Consider the following 14,810-nt stretch of genomic DNA (forward strand, 5'->3'; position numbering starts at 1 on the left):
GCCTCCCCCGCCTCGCGAGCCGACCGGTCTAGGGTGCGGTCATGTCGTCGTTCGACAGGCTCGACTCGGAGCCGGTCCTGGCCACGGTGGAGCGGCTGGAGCAGCGGGTGGCGGCGCGGTTCCCGGAGCGCGGGCTGCGCCGGGTGGCCGGCGACCTCGCGGTGCTGGCCGCCGACGTCGCCGACGGGACCGGCACGATCCGCGGGCGGCTCCGGCTGGTCCGGGTCGTCGAGCGGGCGCTGACCGTGCTGGTCGTGGTCGGGACGACCGCCGTCCTGGCGTTCGCCTTCCACGATCCCGGCAGTGTGACGCGCAACGGGTCGGCGGAGTGGGTCGGCCTGATCGAGAGCACGATCAACGACCTGGTGTTCGCCGCCATCGCGATCTTCTTCCTGCACGCGCTGCCGGCCCGGCTCGAGCGCGGCCATCTGCTGGGGCTGCTGCACCGACTCCGCTCGGTCGCGCACGTCATCGACATGCACCAGCTGACCAAGGACCCCGAACGACTGCGTCCCGACTTCGTCCGGACCAGCGAGTCGGTCGAGCCCGCGCTCGACCGGAGCCAGATGGAGCACTACCTCGACTACTGCTCCGAGCTGCTCAGCCTGGTGGGCAAGGTGGCCGCGCTGTGCGCGGAGGAGTCACGGGACCCGTTGGTGCTCGAGACGGTCTCCGACATCGAGACGCTGACCACCTCGATGTCGCGCAAGATCTGGCAGAAGATCTCGCTGCTGCCCGACTGACCGCACCGCGACAGGTCAGCCGCCGCCGATCTCCGCGAGCAGGGCCTCGATCCGGGCCCAGGCCGGCGAGCCGACCTCGATCACGCCGAAGTGCCCACCGGGCACCTCGACCAGCGTGGCGTCGGCACCGGCAGCCCGGGCCGCGGCGACATAGTCCTGCGACATCGCGAACGGCACCATGTCGTCGTCTCGCGCGTGCACACACCAGGCGGGCACCCCGATCGGGAGCTGGCGCCGCGGGTCGGCGAGGTCGTACGCCGGCAGCTCGGGGCCGCCGCCCATCAGGGCCGCCACGGCGCCGCCGCCCAGATCCCGCTCGAACCCGTCGGTCAGGTCGACGACGCCGGCCTGCGACACAACGTGGGTGACACCGACCGAGACCGGCCACCGGTCGAAGCGACCGCGCGCGGCCGCCCAGGTCGCGAGGTGCCCCCCGGCGGAGTGGCCGAGCGTCACCACCCGGGCGGGGCCGGGCACCGGGCCGGCCGACGCCTCGATCGCCGCATGCACGTCGTCGAAGGTCGCCGGGAAGCCACCGCCGTCGCCCACCCGGCGGTACTCCACGTTCCACGCGGCCCAGCCCAGCTCGGCCAGCCGGGCCGCCAGCGGCCGCCCCAGCTCGGCGCCGTACGCCTGCTTCCAGAAGCCGCCGTGGATCACGACGACCAGGCCGAGCGGAGGCCCGTCCGGCCTCGTGAGCTCGGCATACTGCGACGGGTGGTCGCCGTAGCGGATCACCCGCCGGCCCCCGGATCGTCCGTGGTGTCGGCCGGATAGCGCTGCACGATGTTGAGCACGTGGTAGGTCGCCGCCTCCGCACCGCGGTCGCGGCCCGGGTCGTTCCATCGGTCGACCAGCTCGCCGAGCTCGCGGGTGAACTCCGTGACCGCCTCTGGCGACAGCCGGACCGAGGCCTCCAGGATGGTGCTGCGATGGTCGGGGTCTCCGGCGTAGGCACGCTCGACCACCTCGTGGGCGGCAGCGACGGCCTGGCGTCGCCACACGGCGGCGGCGGCCCGGCCGCCGGGCGCCTTCTCGATGTCCGACACGTTGACCACGAGCTCGCCGCCGACCAGCCGCCACACCCGGTCGCGCCGGTCGCGGGCCAGCTCCGGCGCCGGCTCGACGACGCCGTACTTGGCCAGCTGGCGCAGGTGGAAGCTGGCCTGGTTGGCCGGGATCCCGACCGTCGCGGCGACGTCGGCGGCCCGCAGCGACCCGGCCGCCTCGAGCTCGGCGAGGATCCGGTTGCGGACCGGATGGGCGATCGCCCGAAGGATCCGCGGGTCATCGGCCGCGGGTGGCGACTGCTCGGCTGTCACGCCGGACATGCTAGCAACTTTCGCACGACCTCTTGCGCAAGATAACTTGCGCACTATAGGTTGCGGATATGCCCGGCTTCCGCTCCCTCGCCCGCAACCACGACTTCACGATCCTCTGGGTCGGCGAGACCGTCTCCACCCTCGGCAGCCGGATGTCGCTGTTCGCCTTCCCGCTGGTCGGCTACGCGATCTCGGGGTCGGCCATGGTGGCCGCGCTGGCCGAGGCCGCCCACCTGGCGGGGATGTCCCTCGCCCTGCTGCCCGCGGGCGTCGCCGTCGACCGGCACGACCGCAGGCGGCTGATGACCCTGGTGAGCGGCAGCGGCGCCCTCCTCTACCTCTCCCTCGCGGTGGCCGGCGTCCTCGGCTCGCTGAGCGTCGCGCACCTCGTCGTCGTCTCCCTGCTCACCGGCGTCGGAGCCGGCATCTTCAGGCCGGCCCAGACCTCGGCCATCCGCAGCGTCGTGCCGACCGACGACCTGCCCACGGCGCTCGCCCAGAACCAGGCGCGCGAGCACGTGGCTGGCCTGGTCGGCGCGCCTCTCGGCGGCCTGCTGTACGCCGTCACGCGCTGGCTGCCGTTCGCCGTCGACGCGTTCACCTATGCCATCTCTTGCCTCACCCTGTCCCGGCTGCGGACACCGCTGGGACCGGCCCGGCGCCGGCAACCGGGCCGGTCCGTGCGCCACGACCTCCTCGAGGGCCTGCGCTTCGTCGTCGCCCGCCCGTTCTTCCGGGTGCTGCTCACCTGGGCGGCGCTGGCCAACCTGGTCGTCAACGCCTTGTTCTTCGCCGCGCTGCTGCGGATGGTCGAGGCCGGTCACCATCCGGCCGAGATCGGCCTGGCCGAGACCGGCGCCGCGCTGGGCGGTCTGGTGGGCGCGGCCGTGGCGCCGGCCCTGATCGCCCGACTGGCGACCGGGCGACTCACGGTGCTGATCGCCTGGGCACAGGCCCTGCCCGTGCTGCCCCTGATCTGGTGGGGCGGACCGCTGGCCGTGGGCGGCTGCCTGTTCGCGATGATGCTGCTCAACCCGGCGGGCAACGCCGGCATCGGCGCCTACCGGATGGCGGTCACCCCGGCCGACCTGCAGGGTCGCGTGTCCGCGGCCTCGACGTTCGTCGCGATGTCGGTGATGTCGCTGTCCCCGTTGGCCGGCGGCTACCTGCTCGCCCACTGGGGCGGTCAGGCCGCCATCGGGACCCTCGCCGCCGCGTTCCTCGGCCTCGCCCTGATGGTCACGCTGAGCAGGTCGATCCGGTCGGTCCCCCGCCCCACCGAGTGGGCCACGGTGACCGAGGTGGAGCTCGCCGCGTAGCGACGCAGCGGGTCAGCCCAGCGCCGCGGGCAGCGTGGCGGTCCAGGCGTCACGAAGCTCGTCGAGGGCGATCTCGAGCTGACCCTCGACCACCAGCCGGTCGCCCCCGGTGCGGCCGAGCTCGGCCACCGGCACCCCCAGCGCCTCGGCCATCGCGACGAACGACGCCCGCTGCGCCAGCGGCACCGTGACCAGGGCCCGGGCCGCCGACTCGCTGAAGAGCGCCACGAACGGGTCGTCGCCGACCGCGACCGTCACGCCGACCCCGTGCCGCAGGCAGGACTCGACGAGCGCCTGAGAGAGGCCGCCGTCGGAGAGGTCGTGGGCGGACGTGACCAGCTGGGAGCGGCCGGCGTCGGCGAGCAGCAGGGCGAGGTTCTTCTCGGCCATCAGGTCGACCACCGGCGGCAGGCCGCCGAGGTGCCCGTGCACGACATGGGCCCATTCGGAGCCGGACAGCTCGTCGCGGGTCTCGCCGAGCAGCAGCACCACCTCGCCACGCTTCGCGAACCCGGTCGGCACCCGGCGGGTCACGTCGTCGATCACGCCGAGCACGGCGACCACCGGCGTCGGCAGGATCGCCGTGTCACCGGTCTGGTTGTAGAGGCTGACGTTGCCCCCGGTCACCGGGATGCCCAGCGTCTGGCAGGCGTCCTTGAGGCCGCGGCAGGCCTCGGCGAACTGCCACATCACGTCGGGGTCCTCGGGCGAGCCGAAGTTGAGGCAGTCGGAGATCGCGAGCGGCGTCGCACCGCCGGCGGCCACGTTGCGGTAGGACTCGGCCAGCGCCAGCTGCGCGCCGGCGTAGGGGTCGAGCTTGGCGAAGCGGCCGTTGCAGTCGGTCGAGATCGCCACACCGAGGTTGGTCTCGTCGTCGACCCGCACCATGCCGGCGTCCGACGGCTGGGCGAGCACGGTGTTGCCGCGGACGTAGCGGTCGTACTGGTCGGTGATCCAGGTCTTGTCGCAGAGGTTGGGCGAGGCGGCCAGGCGCAGCACCGTCTCGCGCAGCTCGTCGCCGCTCTGCGGGCGCGGGAGCGCGTCGGCGCCGTCGGCCTGGAGCGGGTCCTGCCAGTCGGGTCGCGCGAACGGACGGTGGTACGTCGGCCCCTCGTGGGCCACCGACCGGGGCGGGACGTCGACGACCCGCTCGCCCTGCCAGTCGATCTCCAGCCGCTCGGTGTCGGTGACCTCGCCGAGCACGATCGCCTCGACGTCCCACTTCGCGCAGATCGCCATGAAGGCGTCGACGTCGTCGGGCTCGACGATCGCCATCATCCGCTCCTGGCTCTCGCTCATCAGGATCTCCTCGGGCGACAGCGTGGGGTCGCGCAACGGCACCAGGCTGAGGTCGACACGCATGCCGCCGTCACCGGCGCTCGCCAGCTCCGAGGTCGCGCACGAGAGCCCGGCGCCGCCGAGGTCCTGGATGCCGGCAACGACCCCGGCCGCGAACAGCTCGAGGGTGCACTCGATGAGCAGCTTCTCCATGAACGGGTCGCCGACCTGCACACTCGGACGCTTGGCCGGCCCGCCCTCGTCGAAGGTCTCGCTGGCCAGCACGCTCACGCCGCCGATGCCGTCGCCACCGGTGCGGGCGCCGTACAGGATCACCTTGTTGCCGGCCCCCGAGGCCTTGGCGAGGTGCAGGTCCTCGTGCCGCAGCACGCCCACGCAGAGCGCGTTGACCAAGGGGTTGCCGAGGTAGGTCGGGTCGAACACCGCCTCGCCGCCGATGTTCGGCAGCCCCAGGCAGTTGCCGTAGCCGCCCACGCCGGCCACGATCCCGGGCAGCACCCGCTGGGTGTCGGCCTCCTCGAGCGGGCCGAACCGCAGCGGGTCCATCACCGCCACCGGCCGTGCTCCCATGGCCAGGATGTCGCGGACGATGCCGCCGACGCCGGTCGCGGCGCCCTGGTAGGGCTCGACGTACGACGGGTGGTTGTGGCTCTCGACCTTGAACGTCACGGCATAGCCCTGGCCGATGTCGATCACGCCGGCGTTCTCACCGATGCCGGCGAGCATCTTGCCGACCGGGGTCTCCTGCGGGATCTCCGAGAACTGCTTGAGGTGCACCTTGCTCGACTTGTAGGAGCAGTGCTCGCTCCACATCACGGAGTACATCGCCAGCTCGCTGGCGGTGGGCCGGCGGCCGAGGATCTCGCGGATCCGGGCGTACTCGTCCTCCTTGAGACCCAGCGCCTCCCACGGCTGCTCCCGACCCGGGTCGCTCGACGCCACGGACACCGTGTCGAGCCCGCGTGGGGCCGGCGGCGCCGGAGTCTCCCCCTCCACGGTCACGGCCGGTCGCTCGGCGGTCGTCGTCGCAGGAGTCGCGGTGTCCGGCTCCGCGGAGTGCCCAACGGAGGTCTCGGCGGGGGCGTCGGTGGGTGTGTCGGCGGGGGTCTCGGCCACGGGGCTCAATCTACCGGCGAGCCGACCGGCGCCCGACGCGTGCCCCGGCGCTGGACCGGCACGGCCGGTGACGGCGACCCGCCGCCGCTGGTCGGCGCGGGCCGGCTTCACTCGTAGCGGGTCAGCGTGCCGCCCGAGACCGTCAGCAAAGCACCGTCCACCGGGATCAGGTAGGTGTCGCCCTCGTCGCCGCTCGCCGAGCCGACGGAGAGGTGCCAGCTGCGACGGGACTCGTCGAACCGGTAGAAGCCGACGTCGTCCCCGTCGGCCGAGTAGAGGCCACCATCGACGGGGTAGACCGTGCCGGGCACCCGGGACACCGGCTCCAGCTGGTCGTCGTAGACGGTTCCGGACGAGGTGTCGACGATGTAGTCACCCGCACCGGAGGAGATGCCGACGGCGTTGAACGAGTAGTCGTCGACATCGATGCTCACCGTGCCCCGACTGCCGTCCCGGTCGAAGAACCGGGCCCGGCCGTCGGTGTAGCTGTCGCTGTCGGCGTACTCCTCGAGCATCACCAGCCCGGGACCGCCGTAGGACAGCGAGTCACCGCGGTCCTCGTCGATCGACTGGTGCCAGAGCTCGGTGCCCTTGCGGGCGTCGTAGGCCGTCACGTCGCCGTGCACGGACACGGCGACGAGCCCGTCGGTCGCGACCACGGTGGGGTAGGTGTCCTCGTCGACTCCCGGCAGATCGGCGGTCCACAGCTCATCGCCGCTGTCGAGGTCCATCGCGGACAGCCGCCGGCCGTCCTGGACGAACATGGTGTCGCCGTCGAGGGCGAAGTTGTCGGAGGGCTCCGACCACTGCTGCTCGCCGGTCTCCACGTCGGCGATGCCGAGGGTGCTGCCGTCGAAGAACCAGAAGATCTTGCCCCGCACCTGGCCGACGTAGCCGACCTCGTCCGACCACAGCGTGGACCCGTCGCTGGTGTCGATCGCGGTGATCCCGCCGCTCTCGTCGATGGCCGAGAGGAGCAGGATGTCGCCGTCGTCGGACAGGCCGGACACGTAGCCGCCGACCGAGTCGCTGACCCTCCAGCGCTCCTCGCCGTTCTTGTCCAACGCCACCAGCTCGGCGCTGTCGCCGTTGAAGTCGGACACGTAGCTGTCACCGCCATGGACCCGCACGCCGATGCCGTCACCGGCACCGGTCCAGCTCCACGCCTCCTCGGGCTCCGAGGTCACCGCGCGGACCAGCGGGGTCCGGTCATAGCCCGAGCTGGTGTACCCGGACCCCGAGCCGCCCCGCAGGGTCCAGGCCAGGGCGCCCCCGACGAGCAGCATCGCCACCACGCCGGCGAGCACCGGCAGCACCCAGCGGGGTCGGCCGCCGGAGGCCTCGACGGCGGGCATGGGCCCCACGGCGTACGGCGGTGCCTCGCCGAGGCGGTCGACGGGGGCCGTGGCCGCGGCGAGCGGACGGGTCTCGGCCGGTGGGACCTGTCCGGGCTGGGCCGGCGCCGGGCCGCCGAACGGGCTCCCACACTGGGTGCAGAACCGGCCTTCGGCCGGGCGGGGACTCCCACAGGATCCGCAGTAGCTCACCGGCCATGCCCTCTCGCGTCGACGCCCACCGGACCCGGGGGTGCAGACATGCTAGACCGCTCGCACCGCACGGCGGAGCGACTCGGCGGGGACCGACATCACGCGCGGGCGCGACGACGTCAACGCCGGCTCGCGGCCGGCACGGACATGTCCCGCCGGGGTGACTGGTCGGTGCTAGGTTGCCTGCGACCTCGTCGATCGGGAGCTGCGATGCCGAACTTCTGCGGGAACTGTGGGGCGCCCGCTCAGGGTGGGACCTTCTGCGCCATGTGCGGCGCCACGCTGGTGGGCGACTCGGGCGCCGGCGCCGGCTCGCCCCAGGGAACGCCACCGCCGGCAGCCCCCGCCCCTGCCGGGTCCGAACCGCCGTCGGGTGCCGACCCGGACGAGGCCGACCGGACCCGGATCCGCGGGCAGGAGGCGCCTCGCGTGCTGCCGCCACCCCCGCCGCAGATGCAGCCCGGCGCACCCGCACCCGGCCCGGCGCCCGGCTACCCACCCCCGGGCTATGCCGTGCCCCTCCCCGGCAGTCGGCCCCGAGGGCCAACCCGTTCCTCGGCTGGCCGGTCTCCGACTACGTCCTCGACGGCGTGGCCGCCGTGATGCTGTTCACCTCGCTCGCGATGCCCTGGGACCTGTCCAGCGACAGCAACGACCGGTGGTGGGTGGTGATCTCGGTGCTGGCCGCGCTGGCGGCGCTCGTCGTCCCCTACGTCGCCAAGGCGGGTGTGCTGCCCGGCTGGAGCCGCCGTCATGTCCGCGTGACGAAGGCGGCGCTGGCCGTCCCCCTGCTCGCGAGCGTGGCGGCGGCGCTGGTCAACGAGCTCGTCAACGTGACGTCGTACTTCGGTGGGGGCCTCGGCTCCGGCATCGCCATGGCGGTGGCCGGGGCGGTGCTCGCCGTCTCACCCCGAGAGGCCGACGAGGAGCCGGGGTCGGGCGGGATCTGGGTCTCCGCCACCCGGGTCACGGTGGTGGCCACGGTCGCCCTGGGACTCGCGACGTTCGTGGCCTACTTCGTCGACGGGGTCACCGGCTACGGCGGCCTCCTCGACGACCTGCCGATGCTCCTGGTGATCCTGATGGTCCGGCCGCTGCTGTTCCTGGCCGTTGTCGGCATCCCGGCGGTGGGGCTGCTGAACATGAAGCCCGACAGCCAGCGGACCTTCGTCGTGGTGGCCGGCACCTGGCTGGTCGTCTCGCTCTTCGCCCTCAACAACTCCGGCACCGGCCTCTTCGGCGAGCAGATCTGGGAGCGCTGGAACAGCCCGGTCGCCGCGCTCGTGCTCGCCGCGCCGGCCGGCGCCCTTGCTGTCACCCGGCCGGTGCGCCGGCTCGTCGCCCAGCAGATGGACCCGTTCTCGAGCTGGATCCGCACCGCCGACCTCGCGTTGCTCGTCGTCGCCATCGGACAGGCCATCCGGGCGGCCGCGGACATCCTCCGCATGGCGGCCCTCGGCGACTTCACCGCCACCGGCGTGGTCTCCCTGGTGCTGGTGGTCGGCTCGGCCGTGGCCGCCCTGGTGGCCCGCGCCACCCTCAACTCCCTGCCGCGGCAGCGGCCGATGCTGCTGGTCCTGCTGGGCGGCATCCTGCTGGCCGGCATCATCACGGTCGCCGTCGAGCACAACCGGGGCTCCCAGCTGAGCGGCTGGGAGGCGGCGCTGTGGTTCTCGCTGCCCGTGCTGGCCACCTACGCCGTGACGATGCCGACCCCGGTGCGCACCTCGCTGGGGCCCATCGTCACCCCCAGCACGACCAGCTACCCCGCCGCCGGCGGAGGCGGTTGGTCCCAGCCCGCCGCGCCACGGCCGCCGGCCGCTGGCCCGCCACCACCGCCGGCGCCGGCCCAGCCTCCGGCAGGGCCTCCGCCCCCGCCGGCACCACCGCCACCCGCAGCTCCCGGGCCGAGGTACGACCCGCCGCCCTCGGGGCAGTCGGACTAGGCGCCCTCGGGGCAGTCCGACCGGGCTCGCGCCCAGCGGGCACCCGCCCGATCAGGCCAGGAAGCCGTCGGCGACGACCTCGAGCATGGGGCGTACGTCGTCGGGCTCGAGGCCGCCGTTGTCCGCCACGACCGCGACCCCTCCGACCAGGCGGCACATCTGCACGGCCTCCACGTCGGCGCGGAGCGCACCCTGGTCCTCGAGCCGGTCGATGACCCGGTCGGTGGCGTCGACCAGGGCCTGACACTTGGTGGAGATGGCCGACCCCTCGACACCGAAGGAGCCGGTGATCTTGGCCGGCCCGCCCTTGTGGACGCTGATCAGGCCGACGTACTCCTGGAGCCAGGAGAGCAGCAGGTCGCGCGGCGGGCCCTCGTGGAGCAGCACCTTGTCGGTGGTGTCGTTGACGCGGTCGACCCAACTCTGCAGCATCGCGTCCATCAGCGACTCGCGGGTGGGGAAGTGCCGGTAGAGCGTGCCCGGTCCGACGCCCGCGCGCTTGGCGACGAGGTCGAGGGAGGCGTCGTAGCCCTGCTCGCGGAACACCTCGCGAGCGGCCTCTATCAGCGCCTCGCGGTTGCGTCGCGCATCGGCACGCATCACGTCACCCCTTGCCAAACGGAGACAGTCTCCGTATTGTGGTGGAGAACCGGAGAGATCCTCCGCTCCAACCGTACCTCGGCCTTCGCGTGAAGGCCAGACAAGGAACCACCTGTGACCTCCCAGATCCCCGGGACCTCCACGGGTCCCGACCGCCACCACGGCGACCTGCCGGACGAGCTGCCCGCCAACGCGGGCCGCGCCGCCACCGGCATCCTCATCGTGCTGATGGCCCAGCTGATGCTGGTGCTGGACGCCACCGTCGTGAACGTCGCCCTCCCCCGCATCGACAGCGACCTCGGCTTCGGCCCGGCGAGCCTGTCGTGGGTGCTCAACGCCTACACGCTCGCCTTCGGTGGGCTGCTGCTGCTCGGCGGCCGCCTCGGCGACATCCGCGGCCGGCTCCGGCTGTTCGAGATCGGACTCGCGATCTTCACCGTCTTCTCCCTGCTGGGCGGGCTCGCCCAGACACCCGGCCAGCTCGTCACCGCCCGGGCCCTCCAGGGCGTCGGGGCCGCCCTGGCCGCGCCGAGCGTCCTGGCGCTGCTCACGACGAGTGCGCCCGACGAGGCCGCCCGCAACCGGGCGCTGGCGCTGTTCGGCGCCGTCTCGTCCGGAGGCGCGTCCATCGGCCTCCTCCTCGGCGGCGCCCTGACCGACGTCGGATCATGGCGCTGGACGCTGTTCATCAACGTGCCGATCGGCCTCGCCGTGCTGGCCAGCGCCCGCCGCTTCGTCGCCGAGACCCCGAAGCGTCCCGGCAGCTTCGACCTGGTCGGCGCGCTCACCGCCACCCTCGGCGCGGTCGCCATCGTGTGGTCGCTGATCGGGACGCCCGAGCACGGCTGGCTGTCGGTGCGCACGATCAGCGGGCTCGCGGTCGGCGCCCTGCTGATCGCCGTACTCGCCCGCACCGAGGTGCGCCACCCGCACCCGTTGGTGCGGCCACACCTGGTCCGCAACCGACGTCGGGTGGCCGCGCTCGCAGCCATGGCACTCGTCATCGGCGCCAACCTGTCGATGTTCTTCCTGGTCGTGCAGTACGACCAGCGGGTCCTCGGCCTGGGGCCACTGCAGGCCGGGGTGGCCTTCCTGCCCTTCAGCCTCGGAGTCTTCGCGATGTCACGCGTCACCCCGTGGCTGATCGCTCGGGTCGGCCCGCGCGTGATGATCATGACGGCGACGCTGGCGCTGGTCGCGGCGTACTCCTGGCTCAGCTTCGTCGACACCACCGGCAGCTACCTCGCCTCCGTCTTCGGACCGGTGCTGATTGCGGGGCTGGCCACCGGGCTGGCGTTCATGCCGATCACCGCGACCGTGCTCGGCGGAGTGGAGCCGGAGTACGCCGGCGCCGCCTCCGGCCTGCTGCAGACCACGCAGCAGCTGGGCAGCGCCGTCGGGGTGGCCGCGATCGTGTCGGTGTACGCCGCCGGCGCGGTGCCCGGTGAGTTCGTCCCCGGCGCTCAAGCGGCCTTCCTCACCTCGGCGGCGTTCTCGGCGGCGGCTTTCCTGGTCGCGGCCTTCGCGCTGCGCGCACCCCGTGGCGACCACGCGCCGGCCCGGGTCGACGCCCCCGAGCCCGGACCCGAGCTCGACCTGGCCGCCTGAGGCTGGCGGGTCTTTGCGCCTCCGAGGAGCGAGATTGCAAATTTCACGCCGAAATTTCGCGTTCTCGCTCCTCGGAGGCATACATCCACTGATGCTCGGTCGGCGACCGACGCAGGGCGCGCCGGCGAGCGGCATGCAGTCGGCGCACGACCTCGGCTACAGGCTCGCCGGCCACCACGGTCACGGGTTCCAACCCAGCCTGGAGGAACCGCTCGCGCCGCGTGTTGTCGACGCGATGACGATCCCGACCGCGATGTGACGCCCCGTCGTACTCCGCGACGAGACCGGATCGGGGATCGAGCAGGTCGGGCGCTCCGATCACCCGTCCCCGGCGGTCCCTCACCTCAGGGTTGACCAGCGGGGATGGGAGACGCGCGTCGAGCAGCCACACCAGCCGCAACCGCGTCTCCGCCGGCGATCGGCTCCTGTCGTGCGCATACCTGAGACCGAACCGGACCAGCGCCGACCCGACCCGACGGATCTCACCGGACCAGGCTCGCCGTACCGCGGCCACCGAGACGAGACCCGCTGCCAGCGCCATGTCGAGCGCTACGACGGCATCGCGCCCGCTGTCCGCGAGCCGCATCGCGTCGATGACGGCGCGCTCCGGCGGAGCGCACCAGAGCCCCTCGAAGAGAACCGGCTGAGGCAGAGCGCGGTCGCGGAGCACCCGGCGCGCCCGCGACGAGCTCAGCCGCTTGTCGGCCTCGACCAGGACCGGCACCGGAGCGGGTTTCGACCAGGCGTCGGACCCATCGAAGAAGCCGCCACCGAAGACGCGCAACGCTGCCCATCCGGTGAGCATCGCCCCGGGCGGCATGGCCGCAGCCACCTCGACGATCCGCTGCTCGGGACTGAGGCGGACGCTCCGGGGGACGTACAGCCCGAACGACGAACGGCGCCATCGGCGACCCCGAGCCCTCCCGGCCGAAGGGCCGGATCGCTGGGCGGCATCGACCGCAGTCGGGTGCACCACGTCTGTCGGGAAGGGGCGTCGCGGGCTCAGGCTGTCGTCCATGACCGAGGTCTTTCCCGCCGACGCCGCCTCGCAACCCGGCATCCGGCGTCCTGTGGACAGGGCGCGCACCACGCCTCCGAGGAGCGACTTCGTCGATTTATGCCCCGATTTCATCCATCTCGCTCCTCGGAGGCGCCAACCCCACCCCCCGAAGCCTGTGACGGAAGTGACCCTTGGGGTTATCGTGGTGCCTTCGTGCCGATCGCCCTTCCCCCGACCGCGCCGTCTGGAGCACCGATGATCCGCCTTCCCCGTCTGTTCGCCCGTCCCCCTGCGCGGGCGCGCTCGACCCGGCTCGCGGCCCTGGGCACCCTGGCCGCCGTGGTCGCCGGCGGGGTGTGGGCGACGCCGCAGCCCGCGGCGGCCGACAACCGGGTGACGCCCGGCAACTTCACCGGATACGGCTTCGACCAGTGTCTGGCGCCGACCCAGAAGAGCATGGACACCTGGCGCACCAGCTCGCCGTTCTGGGCGGTCGGGATCTACATCTCGGGCAACTCACGCGCCTGCCGCAACCAGCCCAACCTGAGCCAGGAGTGGATCGCCACCCAGCTCAAGAAGGGCTGGCGGCTGCTCCCCATCACCCTCGGACCCCAGGCGTCGTGCCAGCCGCGGTTCCCGCGGTACGACGACGACCCGACGATCAACCCCAAGCCCGGCGCGAACGGGAAGTACTACCAGGCCCGCAAGATGGGCTGGGCCGAGGCCGACAAGACCGCCGCCGACGCGGCCGCACTCGGCCTCGCCCCGGGCAGCACGCTGTGGTACGACCTCGAGGGCTTCGACCTGACCAACACCCGCTGCCGCGAGTCGGCGCTCGCCTTCACCAGCGCGTGGGTCTACCAGCTGCGCACGCACGACTACGTCCCCGGCTTCTACTCCAGCGCCGGCTCGGGCATCAAGATGCTCGACGACGCGCGGGTCAACCGGCCCGGCCAGTTCAACCTGCCGGACCGCATCTGGATCGCCCGGTGGGACGGCAAGGCCAACGTCACCACGTCGTACATCCGCGACGACGGCTGGCTGCCGGGCAACCGGATGAAGCAGTACCAGGGCGGCCACAACGAGACCTGGGGCGGCGTCACCATCAACATCGACCGCAACTGGCTCGACCTGGGCGCCGGCTCCATGGCCCCGGCTGAGACCCACTGTGGCGGGATCCCGGTCAACTACTGGATCTACGAGCCGCTCTCGGTCGACAACGCGCCGGCCCCGAAGGTCAAGGCGCTGCAGTGCCTGCTCAAGGAGAAGCAGGTCTACGCCGGCAAGATCAGCGGCCTGTACGACGACAAGCTGATCGCCGCCGTACGCGCCTGGCAGGCCGACCACGGGATGCTCGTCAAGGACGGCTGGTCGCGTCGCAACTGGATGTCGCTGGTCGCCGCCGGCCCGCGCAACCTGGTGAAGTTCGGCTCGGCGGGCGCCGCCGTCCGCCGGCTGCAGCGGGCGCTCAACGCCACCGGCCACGCACAGCTCAACGTGCGCGGAGTCTTCAACAAGAACACCGACGCGGCCGTCCGCGCATGGCAGAAGCGGCGCGGCTTCACGGCCTCCGGCGTGGTGACCGCCACGCAGTGGCAGGCCCTCCAGGCCGGCAAACGCTGACCCAGGCGGGGGCAGCGTCAGGCGAGTGCCTGCTCGACCAGGCTGGTGAAGAAGCCCAGGCCGTCGGTGCCGGGGCCGCAGAGCGCATCGACGGCATGCTCGGGATGCGGCATCAGGCCGACCACGTTGCCCCGCTCGTTGGTGACGCCCGCGATGTCGCGCAGCGACCCGTTGGGGTTGACCTCGAGGTAGCGCGCCACCACGCGGCCCTCGCCCTCGAGCCGGTCGAGGGTGGCCTGGTCGGCGACGTAGCCGCCCTCGCCGTTCTTCAGCGGGATGACGATCTCCTGGCCCTCGGCGTAGGCGGAGGTCCACGGGGTGCGGTTGTTGTCGATGCGCAGCCGCTGGTCGCGGCAGACGAACTTGCGGTGGTCGTTGCGGATCAGCGCGCCCGGCAGCAGGTGCGACTCGCACAGGATCTGGAAGCCGTTGCAGATGCCCAGCACCGGAAGCCCCCGGCCGGCCGCCTCGATCACCTCACCCATCACCGGCGCGAAGCGCGAGATCGCGCCGCACCGCAGGTAGTCGCCGTAGGAGAAGCCACCGGGCAGCACCACGGCGTCCACCCCGCGCAGGTCGGCGTCGGCGTGCCAGAGGGCGACGGCCTCGTGGCCGCCGGTCGTGACCGCCCGCCCCGCGTCGGCGTCGTCGAGCGACCCGGGGAAGGTCACGACTCCGATCTTCACC

12 protein-coding genes are annotated in these 14,810 nt (G+C 72.6%); 5 read left to right on the plus strand and 7 right to left on the minus strand.

Translation table 11 applies throughout. The features are described from left to right. Positions 1 to 41: 41 nt before the first annotated feature. Complete coding sequence (locus R2740_RS14720; RefSeq protein ID WP_371303442.1) at positions 42 to 743, plus strand: hypothetical protein; 702 nt, start codon at positions 42 to 44, stop codon at positions 741 to 743. A 15-nt stretch (positions 744 to 758) separates the two neighbouring features. Here the strand turns inward: R2740_RS14720 and R2740_RS14725 are convergent, their stop codons facing one another. Continuing rightward, complete coding sequence (locus tag R2740_RS14725) at positions 759 to 1,481, minus strand: alpha/beta hydrolase (RefSeq protein ID WP_371303443.1); 723 nt, start codon at positions 1,479 to 1,481, stop codon at positions 759 to 761. Then, positions 1,478 to 2,065 (minus strand): helix-turn-helix domain-containing protein, encoded by a 588-nt coding sequence (locus R2740_RS14730; protein WP_371303444.1) that lies wholly within the window; start codon positions 2,063 to 2,065, stop codon positions 1,478 to 1,480. The genes R2740_RS14725 and R2740_RS14730 overlap by 4 nt, the downstream gene beginning before the upstream one ends. A 68-nt stretch (positions 2,066 to 2,133) precedes the next feature. Between R2740_RS14730 and R2740_RS14735 the strand changes: the two genes are divergently transcribed. After that, the gene (locus R2740_RS14735) at positions 2,134 to 3,384 is read left to right on the plus strand and encodes an MFS transporter (RefSeq protein WP_371303445.1); all 1,251 of its coding nucleotides are present in this window, start codon (positions 2,134 to 2,136) and stop codon (positions 3,382 to 3,384) included. Positions 3,385 to 3,396: 12 nt separating this feature from the next. Here R2740_RS14735 and purL read toward each other — a convergent pair whose 3' ends face one another. After that, on the minus strand, positions 3,397 to 5,679 hold the full coding sequence (purL, locus tag R2740_RS14740; RefSeq protein WP_371303541.1) for a phosphoribosylformylglycinamidine synthase subunit PurL: 2,283 nt from the start codon (positions 5,677 to 5,679) through the stop codon (positions 3,397 to 3,399). A 227-nt stretch (positions 5,680 to 5,906) separates the two neighbouring features. Beyond that, the gene (locus tag R2740_RS14745) at positions 5,907 to 7,154 is read right to left on the minus strand and encodes a PQQ-binding-like beta-propeller repeat protein (RefSeq protein ID WP_371303446.1); all 1,248 of its coding nucleotides are present in this window, start codon (positions 7,152 to 7,154) and stop codon (positions 5,907 to 5,909) included. 782 nt (positions 7,155 to 7,936) lie between these two features. Here R2740_RS14745 and R2740_RS14750 point away from each other — a divergent pair. Then, on the plus strand, positions 7,937 to 9,292 hold the full coding sequence (locus tag R2740_RS14750; protein ID WP_371303447.1) for a hypothetical protein: 1,356 nt from the start codon (positions 7,937 to 7,939) through the stop codon (positions 9,290 to 9,292). A 51-nt stretch (positions 9,293 to 9,343) separates the two neighbouring features. Here R2740_RS14750 and R2740_RS14755 read toward each other — a convergent pair whose 3' ends face one another. After that, complete coding sequence (locus R2740_RS14755) at positions 9,344 to 9,892, minus strand: TetR/AcrR family transcriptional regulator (RefSeq protein ID WP_371303448.1); 549 nt, start codon at positions 9,890 to 9,892, stop codon at positions 9,344 to 9,346. Between the two features lie 114 nt (positions 9,893 to 10,006). Between R2740_RS14755 and R2740_RS14760 the strand changes: the two genes are divergently transcribed. After that, positions 10,007 to 11,500: an MFS transporter gene (locus tag R2740_RS14760; RefSeq protein ID WP_371303449.1), complete on the plus strand. Its 1,494-nt coding sequence runs from the start codon at positions 10,007 to 10,009 to the stop codon at positions 11,498 to 11,500. A gap of 43 nt (positions 11,501 to 11,543) precedes the next feature. On the opposite strand, the gene R2740_RS14765 is transcribed toward R2740_RS14760, so the two are convergent. Further along, a complete protein-coding gene (locus R2740_RS14765) occupies positions 11,544 to 12,632 on the minus strand; it encodes a hypothetical protein (RefSeq protein ID WP_371303450.1) in 1,089 nt (362 codons plus the stop codon). 123 nt (positions 12,633 to 12,755) lie between these two features. Between R2740_RS14765 and R2740_RS14770 the strand changes: the two genes are divergently transcribed. Continuing rightward, entirely contained in the window at positions 12,756 to 14,123 is a 1,368-nt protein-coding gene (locus R2740_RS14770) for a glycoside hydrolase domain-containing protein (protein ID WP_371303451.1), read from the plus strand. A gap of 17 nt (positions 14,124 to 14,140) precedes the next feature. On the opposite strand, the gene purQ is transcribed toward R2740_RS14770, so the two are convergent. After that, positions 14,141 to 14,809: a phosphoribosylformylglycinamidine synthase subunit PurQ gene (purQ, locus tag R2740_RS14775; RefSeq protein WP_371303452.1), complete on the minus strand. Its 669-nt coding sequence runs from the start codon at positions 14,807 to 14,809 to the stop codon at positions 14,141 to 14,143. Between the last annotated feature and the right edge of the window lies 1 nt (position 14,810).

This window comes from Nocardioides sp. (genome assembly GCF_041393715.1).
In the GTDB taxonomy this organism is placed as follows: Bacteria; Actinomycetota; Actinomycetes; order Propionibacteriales; family Nocardioidaceae; genus Nocardioides.

Excerpts from the sequence above, each read along its gene's own strand:
- R2740_RS14720 (WP_371303442.1), top strand. The coding sequence starts at position 42 with ATGTCGTCGTTCGACAGGCTCGACTCGGAGCCGGTCCTGGCCACGGTG.
- R2740_RS14735 (WP_371303445.1), top strand. The coding sequence starts at position 2,134 with ATGCCCGGCTTCCGCTCCCTCGCCCGCAACCACGACTTCACGATCCTC.
- R2740_RS14745 (WP_371303446.1), bottom strand. The coding sequence starts at position 7,154 with ATGCCCGCCGTCGAGGCCTCCGGCGGCCGACCCCGCTGGGTGCTGCCG.
- R2740_RS14755 (WP_371303448.1), bottom strand. The coding sequence starts at position 9,892 with ATGCGTGCCGATGCGCGACGCAACCGCGAGGCGCTGATAGAGGCCGCT.
- R2740_RS14765 (WP_371303450.1), bottom strand. The coding sequence starts at position 12,632 with ATGAAATCGGGGCATAAATCGACGAAGTCGCTCCTCGGAGGCGTGGTG.
- R2740_RS14770 (WP_371303451.1), top strand. The coding sequence starts at position 12,756 with ATGATCCGCCTTCCCCGTCTGTTCGCCCGTCCCCCTGCGCGGGCGCGC.